General features: G+C 63.5%; 23 protein-coding genes. 11 read left to right on the top strand and 12 right to left on the bottom strand.

The genetic code is table 11. The features are described 5' to 3' along the window. Nucleotides 1-9 precede the first annotated feature (9 nt). Nucleotides 10-1,380 carry a sulfatase gene (locus R4P65_RS12620; RefSeq protein WP_020905704.1) on the top strand — a complete coding sequence of 457 codons (1,371 nt, stop codon included), beginning with the start codon at nt 10-12 and terminating at the stop codon, nt 1,378-1,380. Here R4P65_RS12620 and cysC read toward each other — a convergent pair. From cysC to R4P65_RS12580, 8 genes are all read right to left on the bottom strand, one after another. Continuing rightward, a complete protein-coding gene (gene cysC, locus R4P65_RS12615; RefSeq protein WP_134998616.1) occupies nt 1,377-3,257 on the bottom strand; it encodes an adenylyl-sulfate kinase in 1,881 nt (626 codons plus the stop codon). The two genes, R4P65_RS12620 and cysC, sit on opposite strands and share 4 nt — an antisense overlap. Then, on the bottom strand, nt 3,257-4,171 hold the full coding sequence (gene cysD / locus R4P65_RS12610; RefSeq protein WP_019746328.1) for a sulfate adenylyltransferase subunit CysD: 915 nt from the start codon (nt 4,169-4,171) through the stop codon (nt 3,257-3,259). The genes cysC and cysD overlap by 1 nt, the downstream gene beginning before the upstream one ends. Next, nucleotides 4,168-4,977, bottom strand: coding sequence for a trehalose 2-sulfotransferase (gene stf0 / locus R4P65_RS12605; RefSeq protein WP_019746329.1), 810 nt, complete (start codon nt 4,975-4,977; stop codon nt 4,168-4,170). Before stf0 ends, cysD begins: the two co-directional genes overlap by 4 nt. Nucleotides 4,978-5,099: 122 nt before the next feature. Next, the gene (locus R4P65_RS12600; RefSeq protein ID WP_317826723.1) at nt 5,100-6,041 is read right to left on the bottom strand and encodes a copper resistance D family protein; all 942 of its coding nucleotides are present in this window, start codon (nt 6,039-6,041) and stop codon (nt 5,100-5,102) included. Between the two features lie 4 nt (nt 6,042-6,045). After that, nucleotides 6,046-6,564: a copper resistance protein CopC gene (locus R4P65_RS12595; protein WP_020905707.1), complete on the bottom strand. Its 519-nt coding sequence runs from the start codon at nt 6,562-6,564 to the stop codon at nt 6,046-6,048. Further along, nucleotides 6,564-7,220 carry a YcnI family protein gene (locus R4P65_RS12590; RefSeq protein ID WP_317826722.1) on the bottom strand — a complete coding sequence of 219 codons (657 nt, stop codon included), beginning with the start codon at nt 7,218-7,220 and terminating at the stop codon, nt 6,564-6,566. The genes R4P65_RS12595 and R4P65_RS12590 overlap by 1 nt, the downstream gene beginning before the upstream one ends. Before the next feature lie 52 nt (nt 7,221-7,272). Next, nucleotides 7,273-7,788 (bottom strand): hypothetical protein, encoded by a 516-nt coding sequence (locus R4P65_RS12585; protein ID WP_019746333.1) that lies wholly within the window; start codon nt 7,786-7,788, stop codon nt 7,273-7,275. Nucleotides 7,789-7,802: 14 nt separating this feature from the next. Then, entirely contained in the window at nt 7,803-8,456 is a 654-nt protein-coding gene (locus tag R4P65_RS12580) for a DUF6474 family protein (RefSeq protein ID WP_003944178.1), read from the bottom strand. 124 nt (nt 8,457-8,580) lie between these two features. Between R4P65_RS12580 and R4P65_RS12575 the strand changes: the two genes are divergently transcribed. Both R4P65_RS12575 and R4P65_RS12570 read left to right on the top strand, forming a co-directional pair. After that, complete coding sequence (locus R4P65_RS12575; protein ID WP_317826814.1) at nt 8,581-10,137, top strand: TM0106 family RecB-like putative nuclease; 1,557 nt, start codon at nt 8,581-8,583, stop codon at nt 10,135-10,137. A 138-nt stretch (nt 10,138-10,275) separates the two neighbouring features. Next, on the top strand, nt 10,276-12,603 hold the full coding sequence (locus tag R4P65_RS12570) for a bifunctional diguanylate cyclase/phosphodiesterase (RefSeq protein WP_317826721.1): 2,328 nt from the start codon (nt 10,276-10,278) through the stop codon (nt 12,601-12,603). Between the two features lie 56 nt (nt 12,604-12,659). On the opposite strand, the gene R4P65_RS12565 is transcribed toward R4P65_RS12570, so the two are convergent. Then, nucleotides 12,660-13,427: an SDR family NAD(P)-dependent oxidoreductase gene (locus R4P65_RS12565; RefSeq protein ID WP_317826720.1), complete on the bottom strand. Its 768-nt coding sequence runs from the start codon at nt 13,425-13,427 to the stop codon at nt 12,660-12,662. 158 nt (nt 13,428-13,585) lie between these two features. On the opposite strand from R4P65_RS12565, the gene R4P65_RS12560 reads away from it, so the two are divergent. Genes R4P65_RS12560 through R4P65_RS12550 form a run of 3 tightly spaced genes read left to right on the top strand, consistent with a single transcriptional unit; the run spans nt 13,586 to nt 16,312 of the window. Further along, nucleotides 13,586-14,176: a hypothetical protein gene (locus tag R4P65_RS12560; RefSeq protein WP_070796739.1), complete on the top strand. Its 591-nt coding sequence runs from the start codon at nt 13,586-13,588 to the stop codon at nt 14,174-14,176. Next, complete coding sequence (locus R4P65_RS12555; protein ID WP_029254164.1) at nt 14,169-14,819, top strand: DUF6308 family protein; 651 nt, start codon at nt 14,169-14,171, stop codon at nt 14,817-14,819. Before R4P65_RS12560 ends, R4P65_RS12555 begins: the two co-directional genes overlap by 8 nt. A gap of 35 nt (nt 14,820-14,854) precedes the next feature. After that, nucleotides 14,855-16,312, top strand: coding sequence for an HNH endonuclease signature motif containing protein (locus R4P65_RS12550; RefSeq protein ID WP_317826719.1), 1,458 nt, complete (start codon nt 14,855-14,857; stop codon nt 16,310-16,312). On the opposite strand, the gene R4P65_RS12545 is transcribed toward R4P65_RS12550, so the two are convergent. Both R4P65_RS12545 and R4P65_RS12540 read right to left on the bottom strand, forming a co-directional pair. Further along, nucleotides 16,290-16,841, bottom strand: coding sequence for a GNAT family N-acetyltransferase (locus tag R4P65_RS12545; RefSeq protein ID WP_317826718.1), 552 nt, complete (start codon nt 16,839-16,841; stop codon nt 16,290-16,292). The two genes, R4P65_RS12550 and R4P65_RS12545, sit on opposite strands and share 23 nt — an antisense overlap. Beyond that, entirely contained in the window at nt 16,838-17,521 is a 684-nt protein-coding gene (locus tag R4P65_RS12540) for a TetR/AcrR family transcriptional regulator (protein ID WP_020905717.1), read from the bottom strand. The genes R4P65_RS12545 and R4P65_RS12540 overlap by 4 nt, the downstream gene beginning before the upstream one ends. A gap of 102 nt (nt 17,522-17,623) precedes the next feature. On the opposite strand from R4P65_RS12540, the gene R4P65_RS12535 reads away from it, so the two are divergent. Genes R4P65_RS12535 through R4P65_RS12515 form a run of 5 tightly spaced genes read left to right on the top strand, consistent with a single transcriptional unit; the run spans nt 17,624 to nt 23,282 of the window. After that, entirely contained in the window at nt 17,624-18,814 is a 1,191-nt protein-coding gene (locus tag R4P65_RS12535) for a lipid-transfer protein (RefSeq protein ID WP_007735955.1), read from the top strand. Between the two features lie 42 nt (nt 18,815-18,856). Continuing rightward, entirely contained in the window at nt 18,857-19,288 is a 432-nt protein-coding gene (locus tag R4P65_RS12530; RefSeq protein WP_019746343.1) for an SRPBCC family protein, read from the top strand. A 7-nt stretch (nt 19,289-19,295) separates the two neighbouring features. Beyond that, a complete protein-coding gene (locus R4P65_RS12525) occupies nt 19,296-20,171 on the top strand; it encodes a MaoC/PaaZ C-terminal domain-containing protein (RefSeq protein ID WP_021342394.1) in 876 nt (291 codons plus the stop codon). A gap of 41 nt (nt 20,172-20,212) precedes the next feature. Then, nucleotides 20,213-21,079, top strand: a complete 867-nt coding sequence (locus R4P65_RS12520; protein WP_007735961.1) for an SDR family oxidoreductase — start codon at nt 20,213-20,215, stop codon at nt 21,077-21,079. A gap of 4 nt (nt 21,080-21,083) precedes the next feature. After that, nucleotides 21,084-23,282, top strand: a complete 2,199-nt coding sequence (locus R4P65_RS12515) for an acyl-CoA dehydrogenase (protein ID WP_317826717.1) — start codon at nt 21,084-21,086, stop codon at nt 23,280-23,282. A 19-nt stretch (nt 23,283-23,301) separates the two neighbouring features. Here the strand turns inward: R4P65_RS12515 and R4P65_RS12510 are convergent, their stop codons facing one another. Then, complete coding sequence (locus tag R4P65_RS12510; RefSeq protein ID WP_317826716.1) at nt 23,302-24,714, bottom strand: amidase; 1,413 nt, start codon at nt 24,712-24,714, stop codon at nt 23,302-23,304. Nucleotides 24,715-24,739 lie beyond the last annotated feature (25 nt).

Genomic DNA, 24,739 nt, shown 5'->3' with positions numbered 1-24,739 from the left:
CTTGCCCACGTGTCGGCTGCGCGAGATAACGTCCTGATCATTCATTGGCACGACCTGGGCCGACACCTCGCGAGTTACGGTGTCGCCGGGGTCAACAGCCCCAACCTGGACCGGCTGGCGGCAGAGGGCATCCGGTTCACCGACGCACACGCGACGGCGCCGCTGTGCTCACCTTCGCGCGGTTCTCTCTTCTCGGGCAGGTATCCGCACAACAACGGTCTGATCGGGTTGGCGCACCACGGCTGGGAGTACCACGCTGAGGTGCAGACGCTTCCGCAGATCCTCTCCGACAACGGTTGGTACACCTCGCTCTTCGGCATGCAGCACGAGACTGCGTACCCGAAGCGGCTTGGCTATCACGAGTACGACGTCACGAACTCGTTCTGCGACTACGTGGTTCCGCGCGCCCAGAACTGGCTACGACGCTTCCCGCCCGAGCCTTTCCTTCTCACCACGGGGTTCTTCGAAACGCATCGGCCGTACCCGGCCGATCGCTATACCCCGGCGGACACCGCAGCGCTGGAGGTGCCCGGATATCTTCCCGACGTGCCGCAGGTACGCGAGGACCTGGCCGAATTCCACGGCAGCGTAGAGGTAGCCGACGCCGCGGTGGGTGATCTGCTCGGGACGCTCGAGGAAGAGGGGCTCGACGAGAACACGTGGGTCTTCTTCCTCACCGATCACGGCGCCGCGTTCCCACGTGCCAAGTCGACGCTCTACGCACCGGGCACCGGGATTGCGTTGATCGCTCGGCCTCCGGCTCGGTATCGCAGTGGCGGAAAGGAATACGAGACACTGTTCAGCGGTGTGGATCTTGTTCCGACCATTCTCGATCTCCTCGGTATCGATGTCCCCACCGAGGTGGAAGGGCGCTCGCACGCCGATGCCCTCGTCGATCGTGGAACCGAGCCGTCCGAACCTGTCCGAACCTCCTTGTTCACGGAGAAGACCTTTCACGACAGTTTCGATCCCATTCGCGCGGTGCGTACCAAGGACTACAGCTACATCGAGAACTACGCCGTCCGCCCCGCTCTGGATCTACCGCTCGACATCGAGGACAGTCTTTCCGGAAAGGCGCTCGGCACCGAGCATCTGGCGGTACGCGCACCCCGGGAGCTGTACGACCTCCGTGCCGACCCCGACGAGAAGATCAATCTGATCGATCGACCGGAAGTCTCGGCAATACAGGCGGAATTGTCCTCGCAGCTTCACACGTGGCGCGCCGAAACGGATGATCGTCTCCCGGACGAGGCATTGGGAAGCGCGATGGCGGTGCATCGCATGGCGGCGTACCTCGAGAAGATCGGTGTCCGACCCAACGTGCGGTCCGCCTACAGTGCGGACCGCGGTTACCTCGAGTCGGACACCGAAAACCCCTAGGGCCTACCGGTTTCGCGCTCCTCCAACAATGCGATGACCCGCCCGACCAGTTCGTTGATGTCAGCGCCTGTCGTGTCGAAAGCCAGGTCCGGGTCCTCCGGAGTCTCGTACGGTGCGTCGATTCCGGTGAGCCCCTTCAGTTCACCGGCCCGCGCACGCGCGTACAGGCCCTTGGGATCTCGGCGTTCGCATTCTTCGACGGGAGTGGTGACGGCAACTTCGAGGAAGGTGAGCCCGGCAGCTTCGTTGAGAGCACGCGCAATTGCTCGATCCGAACGCAGCGGTGAGACCATCGACGCGATGGCCACGACGCCGGCATCGGCGAACAGCCGAGTGAGATGCCCGACGCGCCGGATGTTCTCGGCCCGGTCTCCCGGCGAGAACCCGAGATCGTCGGAGATACCGTGGCGGACGTTGTCACCGTCCAGGAGATACGCGGTGCGTCCCGCGTCGACCAGCGCACGTTCGACAGCCACGGCGACGGTGGATTTTCCGGAGGCAGGCAGGCCGGTCAACCAGATCGTCGCGCCCTTCTGGGTCGTCGACGCCCACCGCCGCTGACGTTCGAGTGAAGACGGATGCCACTTGATGTCGTTGCGGGTCTGCTTACCGGGAACGACAACGCGTGGCTCGAGAATGGTGCCGGCGCCGACGGTGTCGTTGCTCTGCTCGTCGATCAGAATGAAAGCGCCGGAGTCCCGATTGTGGTCGTAGGTGTCGGCGACCACCACGGAACTGGTTCGGAGCGTGACCGTTCCGATGTCGTTGAGCCCCAGTTCGACTGGGCTGTCCTGCTCGTCGAGCGTCTCGGGGTCGAGTCGGGTGTGCAGTTCTTGAACCGTCGCGCGCACGGTCCGGGACGTATGTTTGAGCGCTATCCGATCGCCGGCTCGCAATGGAGTGTTCGACAACCAGCAGATCGTGGCTTCGAGTTCTCGGGCCAGAACCGGCAAATGGGCCTGCGCACCGCCGCTGACCAGAACGTCGCCACGTCCGACGTCGATGTCGTCGGCCAGTTCCACCGAAACCGACAGTGGTGCAACAGCAGTACTGCGGTTGTCGTCGAGGGTGTCCAGGCTGATCACGGTGCTCTTCGATCCGGACGGCAGCACCACTACCTCGTCCCCGACGCTCAGTGTGCCCGCCGAAATTCGGCCGGTGTACCGGCGCCGATTCTGCGGATCGGGGCGCGAAACCCACTGCACGGGAAGCCGAAGTTCCTCGATGTGCGTTGCGGGCGCATGGAGTTCGACGCCTTCGAGGTATTCGAGAAGTGTCGGCCCGTTGTACCACTCGGTGTTCTCCGAGCGGGTCACGACATTGTCGCCGGCTTTCGCGGAGACGGGTATGGCAAGTACGTCGCCTCGCCCGAGCTGGCGTGCCAATACCCGCAATTCTTCCTGTACCTGCGCGAATCTCGCTTCGTCGAAGCCCACCAGATCGATCTTGTTCACCACGGCCACAAGGTTCGGAACACCCAGTAGCGCTGCGATTCTGGCGTGTCGACGCGTCTGACGCAGCACGCCGGTCCTCGCGTCGACCAGCAGGACCGCTACGTGGGCGTTGGATGCTCCGGTGAACATGTTGCGCGTGTAGCGCTCGTGTCCCGGGGTGTCGGCGAGTACGTAACTTCTGGTCGGAGTGGAGAAGAATCGGTACGCGACGTCGATCGTGATGCCCTGTTCACGCTCGGCGCGCAATCCGTCGGAGAGTGCAGCCAGGTCGGCGACACCGTGCTCGTCGGTCACGGAATCGAGGTGATCGGTAGGCAGACTGTCGGTGTCGTGCAACAGTCGGCCGATCAGCGTGCTCTTGCCGTCGTCGACGCTACCCGCCGTGGCCAGCCGAAGGAGTTGGCGAGTGATGGTGGTGGTCATCAGAAGTAGCCCTCACGCTTTCGGTCTTCCATCGCGGCGACCGAGGTTCGGTCGTCTGCGCGAGTCTCGCCTCGTTCGGAAACCGTCGCGGCCGAGATCTCGGTGACGACGTCGTCGATGGTGGTGGCGTGCGATCGAACGGCGCCGGTGATGGTCAGATCGCCGACGGTTCGATATCGCACCCACTCGGTCGTTGCCGCGGCGTTCTCGGCGTCGGTGCTGAATTCCGAAGCAGCGAGGAGCATTCCGTCGCGCTCGAATACCCGCCGTTCGTGCGCGAAATAGATGGGCGGCAGTTCCAGTTCCTCCTGGGCTATGTAGCGCCAGATGTCGAGTTCTGTCCAGTTGCTCAGCGGGAAGACACGAACGGACTCTCCGCGTCTGATCCGACCGTTGTAGAGCGACCACGGTTCGGCCCGTTGCGCCCGAGGGTCCCACTGGCCGAACTCGTCACGGAAGCTCAGGACTCGTTCCTTGGCTCGCGCGCGTTCCTCGTCCCGGCGGGCGCCGCCGAATGCGGCGTCGAATCGCCCGCCTTCGAGAGCGTCGAGCAGAGTTCTGGTCTGCAGGCGGTTTCGCGATCCGCTGGTCTCGGTCGACTCCTGCACTCGACCCTGGTCGATCGAATCCTGAACGGAAGCAACCAGAAGTGTGTGCCCGCCCTCCTTGATTCGGCGGTCGCGAAATTCGATGACTTCCTCGAAATTGTGACCGGTGTCGACGTGTAGGACGGGGAAAGGGAGTGGGGAGGGTCGAAACGCCTTCTCGGCGAGTCGAAGCAGGACTATCGAGTCCTTGCCGGCCGAGAAGAGCAGTACCGGTCTTTCGAGTTCTGCCACCACCTCTCGAATGATGTGAACCGCTTCGGATTCGAGAACTCGGAGTTCGTCGACGACATCGGTGACGGTGCTCATGTGACGGGGTATCCGTTCTGTTCGGCGTCGATGCGGTAGCGCTGCACCCACTCGCGGGAGCGTCCGTCGCTCTGACGACGCAGCGGCGGTGGTGGGGCCAGTTGTCCGTCGAGACCGAGGGAAATGAGGGTTTTTGCGACCACGGACTGCGGGTCTTCGGTGAGATCGCGGAACCCGATCTCGATGGGGGAGATGTCCTCTTCCTCGAACCAGCGCTTCCACTGTCGTTCCTGCTCACCGAGAATCGTCACCAGGTGTGCGATTCCGAGCGCGTTGTACTGCGCACCGTCCGAGAGATTCGGTGGGGTCGCGTCGTCGCGCCAGACCTGCGTCTGCACGGCTCGCCACATCGATACAGCCTGAGCGACAACATCTTCTCGATAGACGTGGATGAACTGCAGGTCGTGATCGAGAGTGTCGTGGAGTGCGGAACGTAGATCTGTCCCACTGCGCCACGGCAATCCGGCTGCGCGATCGAGCAGGAGCGGTGTCTGATTCCACATCAGCTTGCCGCCCCAGACTCCGTTGGGTGTTCGGCCGAGTTCGAGAAGTTGTGTGCGCCACTGCTCGGAGGTGCGGGTGTCCGGCGTACCCGGGTGGAACGGGGCGAGCAGCCCCAGGACGGACTCGTCCGTGACGTCTTCGAACCACTGCCTCGGTTGCGGCGAACGCGAGGTCTCGGGGAGGTACTGGAAGAACTCTTCCGGCTCACCCGCGACCCCTGTTGCTCGCAGGGATTCGACCAGCAAAGTACTGCCACTGCGCTGCGAAGCGCAGACGAGAAACGAGCGTTGGGCCTCCGTCATGCGAGCAACGCTAAGGGTGGCCGGAAACCGCCGCAAGCTGGGAAAATAAACTCACGTAGAGGTTAAATCTCGACGTGAAACGTTAAATGTGCGGGTCACGAAATCTTGTGCTGAGGCACGTCTTACGCAGTTGTCGCAAGGGCCGCGGCGAGCCCGAATGCGATGGCCATGAAGACAACTTCACCGATGGCGCGGCGCAGGGATCCGTCCGAACTCATGCGGTGTGCAGCACTTGCGACCACCCATGTCCGGCGCCACCACCATCCCAGTGCGACGAGCATTGCGATCGCCACGATCTTGGCGAGGATCACCCGGCCGTAAGCGGTGTCGTAGAAGGCGGAGAGCGAGTCGAGTCGCACGACGGCGTTGACGATACCGGTGACGACCAACGCGAGGACACATCGCCAGGCGAGGGCGGAGTACCTGGGCAACCAGATCGCCCAGGCACCGCGCGACGGTACGGCAAGCGCGAGTGCGGCGAGCACGCCGAACCACAAGGCCGCAGCGAGGACGTGAACGGCGTCGAGGATCGATCCGAAGCTCTGCTGCGCCATGTGCCCGGTGATCGGGCGGGCAGCGAGCGCCAACGCGGAGACGACCAATGCCGGTGCGACGGGCACCGTCTCGGGATTGGTGAACCCGTAGATGCCGTAACAGACCACGGCAAACGCGCACGCGATGATCGCGACACCGACGCGGCCGACGTTGACCTCGGAGACGAATGCGCCGAAGTGCCCGATGGTCAGTGAGGTGACCGGGGCGCCGTCTGCGGCTGCGGCATTGAGCACGAGGAGCGTGATCTCGGCGACGAGCCAAACCGCTGCCGTCGCGGTGAGCTGAGTCCACATGATCGCGGGGGTTGTCGCCGGGCGGCGTTCACTGCGGCCCATCCAGGCAAGCGTCGCGATGCCGAGCGTCAACGAGCCGCATCCGATCGCGAGAACGCGGACAGTGCTCGACGATTCGGGTCCCGACGGACTCGCGAGGCCCCAGGCGATGAGGACTCCCAGCAGAGCTGTGGGTACGGCAAACAGCAACCACCACCTGTTTGCCGTACCCGTCACGCGATCAGCTCGACTTCGGCTTACGCAGCACGAAGAACAGCGCACCGCCGAACACGACGACGCCGGCGACGATGAAGATCCACACCGGCATGCTGCCGGACTCCGACTCACCCGTACTCGACGCAGCGGCAGCGCCGGGAGTGCCCGACCCCGCCTCGGTGAGGGTGAAGGTCAGGGTTCCATTGACGGGGTGGCCGTCGGCGGAAGTGACGCGGTACGCGATGGTGTAGACGCCGGTCGGCCCGAGATCGCCGAGGTCTGCACTGACAGTGGGTCCTTCGACGGACGGATCGCTCTTGGTCCAGAGGTTGCCGTCGGGACCGGTGACGGTCAGTGCCGCGAACTGCGCCTGCAGGGCCTCGTTGAACGTGACCGAAACCTTGTCAGGCGCAACCTGAATGGACGCACCGTTTTCGGGGTTGGAACCGACCACCGCGGAGTGCGCGCTGGCCGTGCCCATTCCGAGCATCGTGGCCAGCATCGCGAGCATGCCGACGGCGATGACCTTGATCCGGGTACTCATCAGCGCTTGCTCCTGACCAGCGCGCCGAGGCCGAGTGCAGCGCCCAACGCGCCGAGCACCAGGCCGATGCCGCCGAGCCAGCGGGCGGTGTTGTCCGACGAAGAAGATTCGGATGCAGCGGACGTCTCGGCAGCAGGCGCTCCGTGGGCGTCACCGGTGGACGCGGCGAGAGTCAGCGTCGGGGCGGGCTTGTCCGGCTCACTGCCGTCGGCAAGCTCTTCCTGATCCCAGTTGACGACGTTGCCGTCGCTGTACGTCTGGACGGCCTTGAACTCGACCTCTTCCTGCTCCGGCAGCGGGCCGGCAGAAAGGACGAACTGCTGGAACTGGCCGGGGGCGATGCCGACGCCGGGATCGGCCGTCCAGGTCACGGACTTCGCGACCAGCGAGGTGGGGTCCTTCTCCACGACAGCGGTCCAGCCGGGCATCGGTTCGGTACGTGCCGACTTGAGGTCGGGAAGCGCCACCGTCAGCTTGGTGGTCGAAGCGGTGTCGGATTCGGTGGGCACGCGGAACGTGAGAACGGAATATCCGCCCTGAGTAGCTCCTGGTGCGACGACGCTGACGTGTGCTGAAGCAATTCCGGCGGCCAGCAGCACGGCGCTGCCGGTAGCGACGGTCGTGACAACCGCACGCGAAATCAGGGTGTTCTTCATGTCGGGAAGTGTCCTCTTGGTCTGGTGAAGGGGTGGGGAGTTCTACGAATCTTCAGACCAGGGCAGGAGGACCGCGCCGCGAGATGCTGGCGCGAAGCAGAGCGTCGACAGGTCCGTGATGGATTCCGGTCGAGACGGTGTGGCCGCGGGAAGTGACGGCGGCGGGAGCCAGGGACGCCAGGACGACGTGGAGAGCGTGGGTGACAACGCGGTAGAGGCGCTCGGCGGCCAGGACCGCCACCGCACAGGCGACGGTGGCACCGGCGTGAGCACCGAGCATCACCAATCCCGGAGCGGGCGAATGAGCGTGCTCGGAGAGCGTCATGGTGGTGTGCGCGGCGAGCTGACCCAAGCCAAGAGCCACGATCAGGGCAGCGGGCCCCCGGGAGAGGGCGGGAAGGGTGGCCGTCACGGCGCCGACGGTTGCGCAGACGGCGAGTAGCAGGGTCAGCGACGACGACTGTGGCAGCTCGCCTCCGCCGATCCCGTGCGCAGCGACAGCGAGAGCAGCCGAAGCGGAACCGACAGATATCCCCCGGAGGGTCGCGGTCTGCTCGGCTGCTCTCACTGGCGTTCTCAGGTCTAGCGCACGCCGAGACGTGCGAGCAGATCTGCTTCGACGCCGTCGAGTTCGGAAGAAATTGCCTGGTGAGCTGCCTTACGGCGAGCCTGCGGCATCTGCTCGGCAGCGCGAACTGCCGTGCTGAGATCGCCGAGGCGCTCACGGATGGCGGCGGCAAAACGCTGCGTCTCCGCATCGTCGGGCTTGCGGCTGAGGATCTCGGTGACCGAGCTCTCGGCGCCGGCGATACGAGCGCTCAACTTCGCGCCGTGACCGGTGTAGTCACCGAGCTGGTCGACGGCGATGCCCATCTTCTGTGCACGCGTGGTGTCGAGCTGGGCGCGCACAGCCGTGGCAGCGCGGTAGGCGATCGGCAGGAGAACGGGGGCAAGCAGACGTGCCACACCCAGGTACTTACGCACCTTGGCGACAGTCAGGCCCTGATTCGCAGCGGCTTTCTCCTGCGCCTTCAGGGTCGCGATCTGCGCCTTTTCGATCTTGTGCTGTGACTCGATCTCGGCTTTCTCCAGCTTCTTGAGCGACTTGGTCTCGACCTTGTCGCGCTTACGCTGGCTCTTGGCGTTGAGCTTCGCCTCGACCTCAGCCTTGTGCTTGAGAGCCTTTGCCTCCGCCTTGCGGGTGGCACGAGACTTTCGCTTCTTGAACAACCCCATCGAAAAGGACCCCGTTTCCAGGTGTTTGTGTGTTGCCAGGTACCTGCGCTTCGGCTTCAGCCTAGGGGAGCACATAATCTTCGTCATCGTGTGTTCCGTTAACAACCCCGCGCCCCAGCTCCCGATCATCGATTCGGGGGCGTTGACCCGATGCCGTCATCGGGTGCGTCTGGACGGGTTGTTTCCCGGGAAATCGGCTTCGGAACCCGTCGACACCGGCGTCAAGCAGCGCCAGGATGCCGCGATCGCGAAGCGCGCGGAGATCGCCGAACTGGTGATCGGTGCTGCTCCCGAGCGTTGGGTGAAGATCAACCCCGATCAATCGGCGTCGGCTCAGGCTCGTGACACTCTTGCTGCCTGTGAGGCCGGCGCGGACCGGATCTGGGGCGCGGTCTTGCCCGTCGAGCGCGACACCGGACGCAAGGGCCGCTGCGAAATGCTCATCCGTGACGACGAGGGCGGCGGGTACATCCCCGTCATTGTCGTCAATCACAAGGTGACCGATCCCGGCCAGGGCGCGATCACCTCGGGGCTCCTCGAATGGGAGCCCGCGGTCGATCCCAAGCGCAAGGTCCGCAGCCAGGTCCGCGATCAGATGCGCGTCGCGCAGGTCTATCGGATGCTCGAGCGTCGTGGGCTGGCGAGCCCGTCGCTCACGGCAGGCGCGATCGGATACAACGGAGACTGCGTCCTCGTCCACGACCTCAGTGCGATTCTCGACGATTACGACGAGCGTTTCGCCGACCGTATCGCTGTTGCCCGCGGTGAGGTGCTGACGTCTCCGTCACAGGTGAGCGAGTGCAAGTCGTGCCCGTGGTGGACCGAATGCAAGCAGGAGTTGGTTCGCAACCGCGATGTCAGCCTGGTGGCTGTCGGATCGCGCGCGGAGCTTCTGCGCGACGTCGGCTGCAACACGATAGATCAGCTGGCCGCCTGGGACGGTGAGCCGCTCGAGGATTGGCCGCACGGAAATTTCGACGACGCAGTCGTGATCGCCAAGGCGTGGTTGGCAGATGCTCCGTTGGTGCGGCGGTTCGAGAAGATCTCGGTGACTCGGGCGGACATCGAGATCGACGTCGACATGGAGAGCTATCAGGAGCACGGCGCCTACCTGTGGGGAACGCTGCTCAATGTCGGTGGCTTCTCGATGTATCGAGGATTTGCGACGTGGGATCCGCTGCCGACGCGTGACGAGGCGCGGTCGTTCGCGGAGTTCTGGGGCTGGCTGATGGCGGAGCGTGCCGCAGCCGCTGCTTCGGGTAAAACCTTTGCCGCGTACTGCTATTCGCGTTCGGCCGAGGACAAGTGGTTGTTGGACTCGGCGCGCAGGTTTGCCGGTGAGCCCGGGATTCCGAGCAAGGACGAGATCCGCGAGTTCATCGACAGTCCGCAGTGGGTCGACATCTATCAAGCGGTGAGTGATCAGTTCATCTGCCCGAACGGCAAGGGACTCAAGAAGATTGCCCCCGTCGCCGGGTTCAACTGGCGTGACGCCGAAGCCGGTGGTGAAGCGTCGATGGCGTGGTACCGCGAGGCGGTCGGCTACGACGGTGAGCCGGACGAGACGCAGCGGACACGCATCCTGCAATACAACGAGGACGACGTCATTGCCACCAAGGTTCTGCGTGAGTGGATGACGGACCGCGCGGAGAAGGAAATTCCGCTGGCTTCCGAGTTGTAGCGCCGATCCGTTCTGTCGCTATTGTCTGAAACATCCTATTTAACAGTGTGTTTCAATTCGTAGTTTCTCGTCATCGTGTGCCCCGAGCCCGCATCCGCGCTACCTTCATCTGGTCGGCTCCACGATGGAGGGTGTTGCATGCTGAGCAGGCTGACTTCGAGTGCGAGCGACGCCGAACTGTCTGACGTCGAGCGGCGCGACCTCTTCGCACGCCAGATACTGCAGGTGACGACGGTCGCGCCACTGGCCAACATGGTCAATGTACTCAGCGTGTGCGCTTTGCTTGCGTACGTCATACCCCCCGGTCACAACGAGTTTCGGGTGATCTGGGGTTCTGCGGCCTTCTTGGTTGTCCTCAATTCGGTGCGCGTCTGGATACCGCGAGTCGTCCTGAAGGGCCGGTACACGCCCAAACATACGACGAGGTTCGACTACTGGGCGCTCATGCTCGAGGTGATCCTGCTTGGGCTTCTGCTTGTCGTTCTCGCCGCCGCGATGCTTCCCGTGACGGACAACTCGCGAAAGCTTGTGCTTATAGCGACATTCGCCGGAGTCATGGGCGCCGGCGCCGTGGCATTGTCGACGGTTCGGTCGATAGCGGTAGCGTGGATTCTGGTGCACAGCATCGGATTGCTCGTCGTTATCCTGCCTAAGAGAACCACGGAATACACTGTCCTCTCGTTCCAGTTGGTCGTTTACTCGGTGACACTGATTATCGGCGTCGTGTACCTCTGGGCGTCGTTCCGAAGTCGTTGTCTTGCCGAGTTCGAGGCTGCTGCCGAGCGCCAGATGGTCAGTTTGCTTCTCGACGATTTCGAGGGCGGGTCACGCGACTGGCTGTGGGAAGTCGACACCACCGGGACGTTGTCGCACACCTCCGCTCGGCTGTCGCAGATCTCGGGAGTCTCTGTCTCCGACCTGCGAACGCTGTCGCTGCGCGGATTGTTGGATCGGCTCGACGTCGGTTCGACGAAGAGTGGACGAGCCGCGGTCCACGTCATCGGAGATCACCTCGACCGCCTCATGCCGTTTCGAGAGGTCGTCATTCCCGTTCGTGTCGGCGGCGTCGACCGATGGTGGTCTCTGTCGGGTCATCCCAGGCTTTCCGAGGCCATGGAGTTCGTTGGTTGGCGAGGCGTGGGCTCGGACGTCACCGAGAAGTACAACTACGAGCGGCGAATTCTTTGGCTTGCTGCAACCGACGGACTGACCGGGCTCCCGAATCGCCGGACGTTCGGCACGGAGCTGTCCGACGCGCTCGGCGCTGTCCGGACCGGCGAGCAGGTTCTTGTCGGCATCCTCGACCTGGACAATTTCAAGTCGGTGAACGACACGTTAGGGCACCCCGTCGGCGACAAACTGTTGATTTCCGTTGCTGCACGGCTCAATCGGGTGGTCGACGGCGCCATGTGCGCCCGAATCGGTGGCGACGAATTCGGCGTCGTCTTGCGGGGAACAGGGGACGGCGGCGAGGTGTTTGCTCGCTATCTGGGTGCATTGCGTGAGCCGTTTTTCGTGCGGGGGAATCGCATCGAGGTTCGTGCATCGATCGGGTATGCCAGCGCGCCGGCAGATTCCGAAGACGCGGACACGCTTGTCATGTCCGCCGACCTGGCGCTGTATGCGGCAAAATCCGCTGGTAAGAACCGGGTCGGAAAATACTCACCGGTGCTGCGGGCGCGGGCCAGGGAACGAGCATCGGCCCTGCAAGAGCTTGGGCTTGCGATCGAGTCTCGGCAGTTCGAGCTGTACTACCAACCGCAGGTTCGTGCGGACACCGGCCGCGTCGAGGGATTCGAGGCACTGCTTCGCTGGAACCATCCGGTGCGGGGAGTGCTTGCGCCGCGCATTTTCATCGATGTTGCGGAGGAGACCGGCTTGATCGTCCCGTTGGGGCTCCAGGTACTGCACATGGCGTGCGCCGAGGCTACGACGTGGCCCGATGACACCTACGTGACGGTGAACGTCTCTCCGGTGCAACTGATGTCGTCCGGCTTCGGATCAGCAGTCAACGATGCGCTGGAGGCATCCGGTCTGTCCAGCAAACGGCTTCAGCTGGAAATCACAGAGACGGGAGCGGTAGAGGAGCTTGCCGTCGCCGAGCTGGATCGCCTGCGTGCCACCGGAATTGCGATTGCCCTGGACGACTTCGGAACTGGCTATTCGTCTTTCGAGAGTTTGAAGAAACTGCCGTTGGACATTCTCAAGATCGACCGGTCGTTCATCACCGAACTGAGCGAGGGTGATTCGGCAGTTGTCACTTCGGTGGTCGAGGTGGCGAAGGCGCTCGGTATGCAGTCATTGGCGGAAGGCGTGGAGACGGCCGACCAATTGAGTCTCTTGCGTACCGCCGGTTGCGAATTGGTTCAGGGTTACTACGTCAGCCGACCGATGCCGGCGACGGAAGTGGCCGAGTACCTCAGCGCAACTGCCCAATCCAGCGGTGGGTATTTTCATTCGTTCTGACAAACCGTGCGCCTTTATTAACCGCGGGCGGTTAATAAAGGCGCACAGCAGGGAAGTTAGCGCGGCGCCATGCGGAGAGCGCCGTCCATGCGGATGGTCTCGCCGTTGAGGTAGTCGTGCTCGACGATCATCTGCGCGAGCTGCGCGTACTCGGACGGCTGGCCCAGGCGGGACGGGAACGGAACGCCGGCCTCGAGGCCCTTGCGGTACTCGTCGGTGACGCCTGCGAGCATCGGGGTGTCGATGATGCCGGGGGCGATCGTGTTGACGCGGATGCCGAACTGCGCGAGGTCACGGGCAGCCGGAACCGTCATGCCGTGCACGCCGCCCTTGGAAGCGGAGTACGCGATCTGGCCGATCTGTCCTTCGAAGGCAGCAACGGAAGCGGTGTTGATGACGACGCCACGCTGGCCGGAGTCGTCGACGGCCTCGGTCTTGGAGATGGCGTCGGCGGCCAGGCGCATGACGTTGAAGGTGCCGAGCAGGTTGACGGTGATGACCGTGCGGAACAGCTCGAGGTCGTGCGGACCCTTCTTGGACAGGATGCGTCCGGCCCAGCCGACACCGGCACAGTTGACGACGATGCGCAGCGGGGAGCCCGACTCGACGATCTGGTTGATCGCTGCTTCGACGTCTTCGCCGCTGGTCACGTCGGTGGGGATGAGGGTGACGCCGGCGGGGACGTTGTCGCCTGCGCGCTCGATCGACGCGGGCAGATCCAGGCCGAAGACGGTAGCGCCGGCGTCGGCGAGGCGCTTGGCTGTTGCGGCGCCGAGGCCTGATGCCGCTCCGGTGACCAGTGCTGCGGTTCCCTTGATTTCCACTTCGTGTGCTCCTCGAGTTAGCGATCGGTAAGGCGGTGGTGCGTGTCGAGAACCATAACGCGAGGGTGTATGTGAGGGCGAACGCGCGAGACCCGCGTAGGGCTGGGTACCTTGGACGCGAGGTCTGAGAGCAAAGCACCGGACGAGAGGGGACCTGCGTGAGCAAGGCGCCTGTGCGTCCCGCCGCTTCTGTCGAGAATTTCGAGCGGTTGCAGCGCGACCCGCTCTTCGAAGATCTTGCCGAGCTGATTGCCGAGGTTCTCTCCTACGCGTTCGATGCGCCGGCCGCCGTCGAGATCGAACAGTGGACGATCAGTTGCCTGCCGTCGACAAATCGATCGGCGGAGCGCCATCGCTTGTTCACACTCAACATCGGTCCGATGGAGATTCTGAGCGTCGAGTGCCATCTGGTCGGCGGTAAGCCGATCGAGCACGTCATGTCCGTATACGTATCCAGTTCGGCACTGGAATCGCGAACCGGCTGCAGCATCGAAGAACTCGATGACAAGCACGATCTGGTCGCCATCAGACGCACCGAGTTGGCGTCCGCCGACGGCGACGGGACCGTGATCGACTGCAGTCTCGAGGACTCGGATGCGTTGGAACAGTTTGCTCAACTGCCCGTCGACATGACGACGGTTCGTCCGCTCGCGGAGCATCTTGTTGCCAAGGGCAAGGGCCCATTTCGGCAATATCACAACTCCGGGTTCGCCAAATATGTACTGGAAAGGTCGCTCGACCATGGTTGATCAGTTGCCCATCCGCCTCCCGCGTGTGCTGCGAGACGGGGACGATGCCGGCGCGGTCGACGTGCTGCAGGAATACTTCACGAGGCCGCTCCGGAAGACGGGCTATCTCCGTACCGGTGCGCTGTGGGATTCCTGGGATCCCAGTGGCAACCGCGATCGTGATGCGAACATCTTCACCGCGGAAGATCTTGTTGCGGTGACGCTTCTGTCGGTTCAGGTTCCGGCGCAGGGAGCCTTCTTCCTACTCGGGGAGAACAATGCCGAACTGAATCGACTCCTGGCCGCCGTGGGCCCCGATCGCGATCTGTCGAACGAACCCGATCCCTTCACTCCGGAATCTCCGGTGTGGCGGTTGGAGACGGCGCTTCGAGAGATTCACGGCGTCGGGCGAACCATGGCGTCCAAACTGATCGCACGCAAGCGTCCGCGGCTCTACCCGATTTACGACGACGTCATCGGGCGGGAGTTGGGAACGAAGGCTGCCCATCTGGAACCGGTACGAGAGGCCTTGCACGACGGAGAATTACACGTGAGATTGCTCGACTTGCGAGTTCGGGCCGGACTGGACGATGCCGTTCCGGCGATCCGGGTGCTGGATGTGCTCGCCTGGATGCAGGGTAAGGGATACAAACCGGCACTCTAGCTTTCTTGTCGGTGGGCAGGTCTAGTCTCGAATGTATGTTCGATAATGGATCGACGGGCGGTGTGGGGGCAGTTGTAGATGACGGCCGTCCTGTCGTCGATCCACTCGTGCTGCCCGACATGCTCTTTGCAACGGCGCAGAGCGAGAACATGCTGGCCGCACAGAAGGTGCTCGGTGCATCCATGTTGTCGGAGTCGAGATTCAATGCGGAACTCGACGTGTCCGGTGATGTCGACAAGGCGTGGCGGATCGCGTGCAACGAGATCGCGGTCATGCTCACGTGTTCGCGGCGCACAGCCGAAGTTCACATCGAGATCGGTGACGCCTTGCGCGAGTTCCTTCCGCTCACCAAGGCCGCATTTGCTGCCGGCGAGCTGGACTATGCGCGCGTGCGCAAGATTGTCGACGGACTCACCGGGGTCGACCCCGAGGCGATCGCAGCACTCGAGCGCCGGGTACTTGCCTCGGCGCACCGTCTTCCGCCCGGGCAACTGGAGCGCGACATTGAACGTCAGCTCATTGCCTACGATCCGGACGCTGCCGCCGAACGTCGCCGGAAAATGCTGGAACACCGCGATGTTCGCACGCGTGCAGACCGTCACGGACTCGCCCAGTTGCAGGCAACACTCAGCGCGAACGAGGCTGTCGAAGCGCTTGGCCTGATCAACGAGGCCGCCGGAAGCGTCTGCAACCACGATCCACGAAATGCCTCGACGCGCCGGGCCGACGCGCTGGTTGCTCTCCTGCACGGTGAGAACGGGCTGACTTGCCAGTGTGGCAGCGAAACGTGCGAGGCAGTATCCCCAGCAAGTCGATCAACTGCGCCCTCGCGTCGGAAGCCGTTGCTGCACATCGTGTGCGATCTGCCGACGCTCCTCGGGTTGACGTCAGATCCCGCGAGTATCGACGGGTACGGGCCAATCGATCCCGACTTTGCTCGCGAGCTTGCCGCCGATTCCACTTGGCAGGCACTGTTTGTCGACTTTCGCTCTCAGGCCGCCGGGAATCGACCGCGCCGGCAACATACTCCGGCTGTCCTGCCGCTTGTCGCCCGACGCGATCGCCTGAGTCGCGAACCGAAAGGCTGCGGAGATCGGATTCGGGCAATGCAACGGTTGGTCGCGCGAGCCCCGGACATAGTTCGAAGATCGGATGGGCATGGCGCCCAGCCCGATCCACCTCCCGGCGCGCTGACCTACACTCCGGGAGCGGCTCTGGCCGCATTGGTGCGGGCCGTCGACGGTCACTGCCGGTTCCCTGGTTGTTCGGTGCCCGCGAACAGGTGCCAACTCGACCACATCACCGAGTTCGATCCTTCCGATCCGAGACGCGGTGGGTGGACCATTGCGAGCAACCTCCAATGCCTGTGTCGTCATCACCATCAGGTGAAGACATACAGGTTGTGGACGCCGGTGATGCTCGTGGATCGTGCCATTCACTGGACCGATAAAACCAGCGGGTTGACGGCTGTCACGGTTCCGGAGAAGCGCTGACTTCGAAGATGGTCTCCAAACCGTCTTCTTCGTCCCACTGCTCACCGACTTCGTTGAAACCGTACTGGCTGATCAGATTTCGCGATGCGATGTTGTCCGGGCTGATGGTCGCTCGAACGATGTGCACTTCGGATTGGCGACTCGCGACGTCGAGAAGTATCTCGAGGGCAGTTCGAGCGTAGCCCAGTCGCCGGAATGCCGGGTCGATGCGATATCCGATCTCCACCATCCCGCGCGCATCGGGGCGACCGTGGAATCCGGCCAACCCCACCGGCGTCGAGGTGCGGGCATCGACGGCGATGCGGGTGATCCACGCGCTGTCGAGTGGGTTCCCGGTTATCTGCGTGCTCCGGTAGCGCCACAAGCCCTGGCATTCTTCGCCGAGGAGATACGGGGTCAGGAGGTTGGGTTCGAGTTCCGTTGCGAGAGTAGCGTTGTCTTCACCCAGCGCGTGTAGGGCGAGTGGTAGAACCCGGTTCAGTTGAAGTCCACGTCCGTCGAGTGCCCAGGGTAGTTCGGTAACTGTCACAGGTCGGCGATCGGAGTCGACAGAGTTATGTCGACGCCGATGCTCCGAAGATTGCCGTCCAGAACCTGCCAGATGGAGCGCCCCAGGAACTCGGCCAATTCCGCACTGGTCACATCGGAACCCGGCTGGCTGAGCCAACGGTTGACGCTGACGTCGACCAATCCGATGACGCCGAAAGCCAAGGGCTCCGCCATCTTCGACGATTTGCCGCGGCTGGCGAGGATCGCACCCAACAGGTTCCCCAATTGCACGGCGATGGCCGTCTTGGTTCCGGTCACCACTTTCGAACCGGTGGCCCGCGTGCTCGGCGAGCCCTTGCCTAAAAAGTGGTGCAGTCGTGGGTATTTCACAATCCACTGGAGGTAGGTCTCGACTGCCCGTGAGATAGCCTCGCCGACCGTACCCTGCGGCGTGAGGGTGGGTGTCAGGTCGGTCATCATCATCTCGAGGATGCGAACTCGCAGCTGCTCGTCGAGGTCGGCTCGATCCTTGAAAATCCGGTAGACAACGGAACGTGGGACGTCGGCGCGCTCGGCGATCTGCTGGACGCCGACGTCGGCGCCACCTTCGTTGACTGCATCGAGTGCTGCGTCGAGGATCCGCGCTTTGCGCTGCTCCTTGTGATCGTTCCAGCGAGTGCTGCGCCCGTCGGGCTGCGCCGACTCGGCTGTTTTTGTCATAAATCGAACGATACTCACCCCGCCATTGACTGGACAAGATGTCTCACATACTTTGGTGGGACAGCGTGTCACACACAGATACCGTTCTCTTCAGGAGTGGCAATGAGTAACAGGGTTTTTGTCGTCGGCGTCGGCATGACGAAGTTCGAGAAGCCGGGAGCCCGCGAGTGGGACTACCCCGACATGGCACGCGAGTCGGGTACCAAGGCGCTCGAAGACGCGGGTATCGACTACACCGAGGTCGAGCAGGCATACGTCGGCTACGTCTACGGCGAGTCCACCGCAGGTCAGCGGGCTGTCTACGAGCTGGGTCTGACGGGCATCCCCATCGTCAACGTCAACAACAACTGTTCGACGGGATCGACCGCGCTCTACCTCGCCACGCAGGCAGTCAAGAGCGGTCAGGCCGACTGCGCACTGGCGCTGGGCTTCGAGAAGATGCAGTCCGGGTCCCTCGGATCCACCTACGACGACCGTGAACAGCCACTCATGCGGCACCTCCTCGCTCTCGCCGAGCTGCAGGAGTTCGCGATGCCGCCCGCTCCGTACATGTTCGGCGCGGCCGGCGTCGAGCACATGGAACGCTTCGGAACCACTGCAGAGCAGTTCGCGAAGATCGCCGTCAAGAACCACAAGCACTCACTGAACAACCCGTACGCGCAGTTCCAGGACGAGTACACCCTCGAGCAGATCCTCGAAGCACGCCAGATCCACGGGCCGCTCACCAAGCTCCAGTGCTCGCCTACCTCGGACGGATCCGGCGCGGCGATCATCGCCAGCGAAGCATTCGTCGAGAAGCACGGCCTCGCTGCTCAGGCGATCGAGATCGTCGGACAGGCCATGGTCACCGACATGAACAGCACCTTCGAGGACAAGAGCGCGATCAGTCTCGTCGGCGCCGACATGACCCGTAAGGCCGCTGAGAAGGTGTACGCGCAGGCCGGGATCACCGCCGACGACGTCGACGTCATCGAACTCCACGACTGCTTCTCCACCAACGAGTTGCTGACGTACGAGGCGCTCGGACTGTGCGCCGAAGGTGACGGCGGCAAGCTCGTCGACGCCGACGACACCACCTACGGCGGACGCTGGGTGGTCAACCCGTCCGGCGGCCTCATCTCCAAGGGGCACCCCCTCGGCGCAACCGGTCTTGCCCAGTGCGCCGAACTCACCTGGCAGCTCCGCGGAACCGCCGACAAGCGTCAGGTCGACGGCGCGAAGGTCGCTCTCCAGCACAACATCGGACTCGGCGGCGCAGTTGTCGTGACCGCATACAAGCCCTACGCACGCTGAATCACACCCACAACCCGCTAGCTACCCACCAGGAGTTTCATCATGGCTTCCGTTTCCGTCTCCGCTGTACTGCCCGCATCCCCCGAGAAGACCTGGGATGCGCTCTCCGACCTGTCTCGCTGGGAAGAGTGGCTCACCATTCACCAGGGCTGGAAGAGTGAACTCCCCACCCAGGTTGCGTTGGGCGCCAAGTTCACCGAGGTCGTCTCCGTGATGGGTATGGCAAACAAGATCGAGTGGACCGTCGAAGAGGTCGAGGTTCCGAAGATGGTCAAGATTGCCGGTACCGGAATGGCCGGCGTCACCGTCGAATTCGTTCTCTCGGTCGAGGCCGACGGTGCCGGTTCGAAGGCAACCGTCGACGCCAGCTTCAAGGGCACCATGATCGTCGGGCCGATCGGCAAGGCAGTTGCCAAGAACGCCAAGGCTGATCTCGAGGCCTCGCTGGCCAAGTTCGCCGAGCTGGTCGGGTAACGGCTCAATGACGACACCGAAGACCAACGCGGTCGAATTCGATACGTCCGGGCTGGACGTATGGACCGACCCGGAGCACTTCGAGGTGACAGCCGAGCGCATCGCCGAATATGCCGCTGCCACCAACGATCCCATCGAGCGACACCTGAAGGGCGAGATCGCTCCGCCGGTCTTCGCTGTGGTACCCGTCTTCATGTCGATGGCACCCGCTGCGCTGTCGGTGGCGCCGGTCGAACTGCTGATGAAGCTCGTTCACGGTGAGCAGGACTTCCTGTTCCACCGTCCGATCTACCCCGGTGACCACCTTGTCGCTCGTGCCAAGCCCATCGGATTCGAGGGCCGGGACAACGGATCCACCGTCGTCATCTACGTCGAAACCAAAACCGACAAGGGTGAATTGGTCAACGAGCAGTGGATGACGGCCTTCTTCCGCAAGGTCGACGCGGGCCCCGGACTTGGCGAGAAGGCTCCCGAACACCGATTCGACGACGCTCTTCGCGCGGGTAGTCCCGCAGCGGTGGTGAACCAGCACATCGACGAGGACCAGACATTCCGGTACTCACCGGCTTCCGGCGATCCGATGCCGATTCACCTCGACGAGGAGATCGCTCGGATGTCCGGTCTCCCCGGAATCATCAACCATGGACTGTGCACGATGGCGTTCACGTCGTGGGGAGCCCTGACCGAACTGGCAGGCGGCGAGACCGAGCGGTTGCGCCGTCTCGCAGTGCGATTCGCGAAACCCGTACTCCCGACACAGGACATCGAGACGGTGTTCCACAAGTCGGGTTCGGCAGACGGAGCCACGTCGTACTCGTACGAAACCAGCGCGGTCGGCGACCTCGTGATCAAGGACGGCCTGGCGGTCATCGCCGACAAATGAGTCTTCATGTCCGACAACTGAACTGATGGGAATCTGAACTGATGGGAAGTCTCGACGGTCGCGTAGCGATCATCACCGGAGCAGGACGCGGCATCGGCCGTGAGCATGCGCTGCTCTTCGCTCGTGAGGGTGCGAGCGTCGTGGTCAACGATCTCGGCGGAGCAAACGACGGCTCCGGTGCAGATGCCGGCCCCGCGCAGCAGGTAGTCGACGAGATCGTCGCTGCAGGCGGCAAGGCTGTTGCCAACACCGACAACATCGCCACCTGGGACGGCGCCGAGGGCCTTGTCAAGCAGGCCGTCAGCGAGTTCGGCCGACTCGACGTACTGGTCAACAACGCCGGCATTCTTCGTGACGCCTTCATCGCCGGTATGGACGAGAGCCAGTGGGACGCAGTCATTGCCGTGCACCTCAAGGGTCACGCGGCGACGCTGCACCACGCTGCCGCGTACTGGAAGGACCAGAGCAAGGCAGGCGAGACCGTCAACGCTTCGGTCATCAACACCGCTTCGGCTTCGGGTACCTTCATGCCCAACGCGGGCCAGGGCAACTACGGCGCCGCCAAGGCGGGCATCGCAGCCCTGACTCTGGTGGCCGCTGACGAGCTCGATCGATACGGCGTACGTGTCAACGCTATTGCGCCGATCGCGCGTACTCGGCTGACGCTGGCGACACCCGGTATGGGCGCGTTGTTCGCCGCCGAGGTCCCCGAGGGTGAGTTCGACGCGTTTGCGCCGTCCAACATCTCCCCGCTGGTGGCCTATCTAGCGGCAGCGGATTGCAAGCTGACCGGCAAGGTGTATGCCGTTCAGGGTGGGGCCATCACGGAACTCGCCGGCTGGCACGGTGTGAACACCATCGAGAGCGAGGGTCCCTGGACCACCGCCGACCTCGCAGAACGTCTGTAAGCGCATGGCACGCAACGCATACGAACTCGGCCTCGGGCTGAGTGAGGAGCACACCGCACTCGCAGATTCGGTGCGGTCATTCGCCGAGCGCACCATCACCACCGAGCAGGTGCGCGCGGCGGTGGAGTCGAGGACCGAGGACAAGTTCCCCGAGTTCTGGACGGCACTGGCCGGGCAAGACCTTCTCGGGCTCGCGGTTCCGGAAGAACAGGGTGGTCACGGCGCCGGTCTGCTGACCTTGGCGGTGGCACTGGAAGCATTGGGCCGCACTGTCTCTCCCGGCCCGTTTGTTCCGACGGTATTGGCAAGCGCCGTTCTCGGCGCCGCTGATTCCAAGGCGGGACCCGAGTTCCTGCCGGGTCTGATCGACGGAAGTCGTACAGCAGCAGTCGCCTTGGGTGCACCGTTGACGGCCGAGTCGTCGGACGGCGGATACAAGATCACGGGCGCGCTCGACGGTGTGCTCGGTGGTGAACATGCCGACGTGCTGCTGGTCCCGATCCAGCTGCCCGAGGGTGTCCGCTACGCGGTGCTCGAGAGCAGCGCAGTCGCGATCACCGTGCAGGACAGCATCGACGTGCTGCGCGGCAGTGCGCGGATCGAAGCTGACAATGTTCAGATCAGCGCCGAACGGATACTCGACGGTCTCACCGAGGCGCGGGTACGGTCCATTGCCGCAGTCGTTCTCGGCGCCGAAGACGTCGGCGTCATGTCCTGGTGTGTTTCCACTGCGTCGGAGTACGCCAAGACACGCGTGCAGTTCGGGCGACCCATCGGCCAGTTCCAGGGCGTCAAGCACAAGTGTGCGCAGATGGGCATTGCACTCGAGCAGGCACGCGCCGTTGTGTGGGATGCGGCAAGCGCATTGGACAAGGGCGACGACACGGCAGATTTTGCCGCCGATATCGCCGCAGTCATCGTGCCGGACGCCGCAGTGCAGGTAGCGCAGGATTGTGTGCAGGTCCACGGCGGCATCGGATTCACGTGGGAGCACGACGCCCACCTGTACTACCGGCGCGCGCTCTCGATCCGCGGCATTCTCGGTACCCGCGAGGATCGTGCCAACCGTGTTGCGCAGCAGGCACTTGACGGTGTCAGCCGGGCTTCGGTTCTCGAACTGCCGCCCGAGGCAGAGGAGATCCGCGGCGACATTGCGGCCGAGCTTGCCAAGTTGGTCGAGCTCGACGAGGACGACCAGCTGATCGCGCTCGGCGACGGCGGCTGGGTTCAGCCGCACCTGCCGAAGCCGTACGGGCGCAGCGCCGCTCCGCTCGAGCAGATCGTCATCTCCCAGGAGATCAAGGCTGCGGGTATCTCGATGCCGCAGCTCCTGATGGGCACCTGGGCCGTGCAGGCCGTCGTAGCGCATGGTTCGGACAAGCAGAAGCAGGAATTGGCAATACCGACCCTGCAGGGTGAGCTGGTGTGGTGCCAGCTCTTCAGTGAGCCCGGTGCTGGTTCCGACCTCGCGTCATTGTCCACGAAGGCCGAAAAGGTCGACGGCGGTTGGAAGATCACCGGTCAGAAGATCTGGACCACGGTTGCGCAGTTCTCCGACTGGGCAATGCTGATCGCCCGTACGGACGCCACCAAGCCGAAGCATCAGGGCATCACCTACTTCGTGCTCGATATGTCGACACCGGGCATCACCGTCCGCCCGCTGCGTGAGATGACGGGTTCGGCGTTGTTCAACGAGGTGTTCCTCGACGACGTGTTCATCCCCGACGAGAACGTGGTCGGCGAGGTCAACGACGGCTGGAACGTCGCACGTACGACGCTGGCCGGCGAGCGCGTCGCACTGAGCCAGAAGATGGAGGCGTACGCCTCGGACTCCGATCTACTGAAGTTCGCGAAGTCAGCAGACCTGAGCCCGATCGGACGCTACCGCGTCGGCGAGCTGGTTGCCGAGAGTCAGGCGATCGACCTCATCGGCTCCCGCGTTGTGCTCAAGCAACTTTCGGGGATCGACGTGAGTACGACGTCGAGCGTCGGCAAGCTGTTGGCGATGAAGATCAGCCAGTCGATCGCCGAGTTCGTCGTCGCCGAACTGGGTGCTGCCGGAGCGGTCAGCATCCCAGGTCAGCCAAGCGACAAGGCGATGGAGCAGCTCATTTCGGGCCGTGCCACCACCATTTACGGCGGCACAACCGAGGTGCAGCTCAACGTGATCGGTGAGCGCATGCTCGGATTGCCGCGAGACTGAGGGTATTTACCGGTGAGGCTCAGTCCTGGATTCTTCTCCAGGGCTGAGCCTCTTCCAGTTCGAAGGCCAATTCGAGGAGTGTGCGCTCGTCGCCGAGATCGGCGGAGAAATGCGAAGCCAACGGCAAACCGTTGCTGGTCTGGTGCATCGGTAGCGAAATCGCGGGACCACCGGAGATGTTGTTCAGCGGCGTGAACGACGTGTACGCGATCAACTTGTCGAAGAGTTCCTCGAAAGGCTGAGCGGGAGAGAGGTATCCGAGTTCAGGGGTGGTGTGCCCCAGAGCCGGCGAGAGCACGACGTCATACTTCAAGAACATGGCGCTGTACTGCTGCTGGAGCCGTCGCAGGCGGTAGAGCACGCGCGGCGTCTTCACCAGGTTCTTCCGGTACAGCGTGTACAGGCCCTTGGTGAGATTGTCGGTGCCGGACTTGTCGAAGTCGGGCCCGAGCATCTGTTTGCCACCGGTGGAGATGGCAAACGACAAAAAGCCCCAGTAGATGCTGAAGTCGTCGATGAATTCCGGTCCGACGGGCAATGCCGCGTCCTCGACGTGATGGCCAAGGCCGGCAAGGAGTTCAGCCGTAGCTTCGACGGACTTGCGTGTCTCGTCGTCGGTCTTGGTGACCGTCACGGAATCGGTGATCACGCCGACGCGCAGGCGGGTTGAGCTGGGTCCTTCGATCAGGCGAACCGGTGCGAGTCGTGGATTGCGGTAGTAACTTTCGGCCGCTGACATCCATCGTGCGGTGTCACGCACCGTGCGGGTGACGGCGCCCTGAGAGATCAGCCGGATCGGCATCGACTTGTCGGCCGGATCGGCGATGGTACGGCCGCGAGTGGGTTTGAGTCCGACCAGGCCGCAGGCAGCGGCGGGAATGCGAATCGATCCACCGCCGTCGTTGGCGTGCGCGATCGGGAGTACGCCGGCAGCAACAAGCGCGGCCGCGCCTCCCGAGGAAGCGCCCGACGAGTACGCCGGATTCCACGGGTTGTGGACGGGTTCGTCCGTCATGTATTCGGTGGATGCACTGAACCCGAATTCGGGTAGTCGAGTCTTGCCGATCGAAATGGCCCCGGTGGAGAGGAACTGCTTCGCGAAATCGCTGTAAGCCTTGGCGGGGACTGCGGTGAAGGCGGTGCTGCCCTGCTGGGTGGGGAGGCCGGCGCTGTCGGTGTTGTCCTTGATCGCGGTCGGAACTCCGGCGAAGACGCCCGTCGCCGGCCGGTTGCTCCTGGCGAGGGCGCGATCGAAATCTGTGCAGGCCAGACCGTTCAATTGCCCCTGCACTGCCTCGGCGCGCGCGATCGACGCCTCCATGACTTCCCGTGCGGTCACCTCGCCTGATTCGATCCGGGCGGCGATGCCGGTGGCGTCGAGGTCGCCCAGGGCGTCGTCGGTGAAAGCGTGGACGGGGGTGTTCGCGGTCATGGGGATCCTTGTCAGGCGGAGGCAC

The sequence above is a fragment of the Rhodococcus sp. IEGM 1318 genome (assembly GCF_033142465.1).
Lineage (GTDB): Bacteria > Actinomycetota > Actinomycetes > Mycobacteriales > Mycobacteriaceae > Rhodococcus_F > Rhodococcus_F qingshengii_B.
The sequence above is the reverse complement of the archived record's forward strand: the minus strand, read 5'-3'. Positions and strand labels throughout refer to the sequence as shown.

Bases quoted from the DNA above. Each gene is read 5' to 3' on its own strand.
- R4P65_RS12520 (WP_007735961.1), top strand. From the start codon at position 20,213: ATGGGAAGTCTCGACGGTCGCGTAGCGATCATCACCGGAGCAGGACGC.
- R4P65_RS12540 (WP_020905717.1), bottom strand. From the start codon at position 17,521: ATGACAAAAACAGCCGAGTCGGCGCAGCCCGACGGGCGCAGCACTCGC.
- R4P65_RS12530 (WP_019746343.1), top strand. From the start codon at position 18,857: ATGGCTTCCGTTTCCGTCTCCGCTGTACTGCCCGCATCCCCCGAGAAG.
- R4P65_RS12590 (WP_317826722.1), bottom strand. From the start codon at position 7,220: ATGAAGAACACCCTGATTTCGCGTGCGGTTGTCACGACCGTCGCTACC.
- R4P65_RS12550 (WP_317826719.1), top strand. From the start codon at position 14,855: ATGTTCGATAATGGATCGACGGGCGGTGTGGGGGCAGTTGTAGATGAC.
- R4P65_RS12535 (WP_007735955.1), top strand. From the start codon at position 17,624: ATGAGTAACAGGGTTTTTGTCGTCGGCGTCGGCATGACGAAGTTCGAG.
- cysD (WP_019746328.1), bottom strand. From the start codon at position 4,171: ATGAGCACCGTCACCGATGTCGTCGACGAACTCCGAGTTCTCGAATCC.
- R4P65_RS12525 (WP_021342394.1), top strand. From the start codon at position 19,296: ATGACGACACCGAAGACCAACGCGGTCGAATTCGATACGTCCGGGCTG.
- R4P65_RS12555 (WP_029254164.1), top strand. From the start codon at position 14,169: ATGGTTGATCAGTTGCCCATCCGCCTCCCGCGTGTGCTGCGAGACGGG.
- stf0 (WP_019746329.1), bottom strand. From the start codon at position 4,977: ATGACGGAGGCCCAACGCTCGTTTCTCGTCTGCGCTTCGCAGCGCAGT.
- R4P65_RS12570 (WP_317826721.1), top strand. From the start codon at position 10,276: ATGCTGAGCAGGCTGACTTCGAGTGCGAGCGACGCCGAACTGTCTGAC.
- R4P65_RS12515 (WP_317826717.1), top strand. From the start codon at position 21,084: ATGGCACGCAACGCATACGAACTCGGCCTCGGGCTGAGTGAGGAGCAC.
- R4P65_RS12580 (WP_003944178.1), bottom strand. From the start codon at position 8,456: ATGGGGTTGTTCAAGAAGCGAAAGTCTCGTGCCACCCGCAAGGCGGAG.
- R4P65_RS12595 (WP_020905707.1), bottom strand. From the start codon at position 6,564: ATGAGTACCCGGATCAAGGTCATCGCCGTCGGCATGCTCGCGATGCTG.
- cysC (WP_134998616.1), bottom strand. From the start codon at position 3,257: ATGACCACCACCATCACTCGCCAACTCCTTCGGCTGGCCACGGCGGGT.
- R4P65_RS12510 (WP_317826716.1), bottom strand. From the start codon at position 24,714: ATGACCGCGAACACCCCCGTCCACGCTTTCACCGACGACGCCCTGGGC.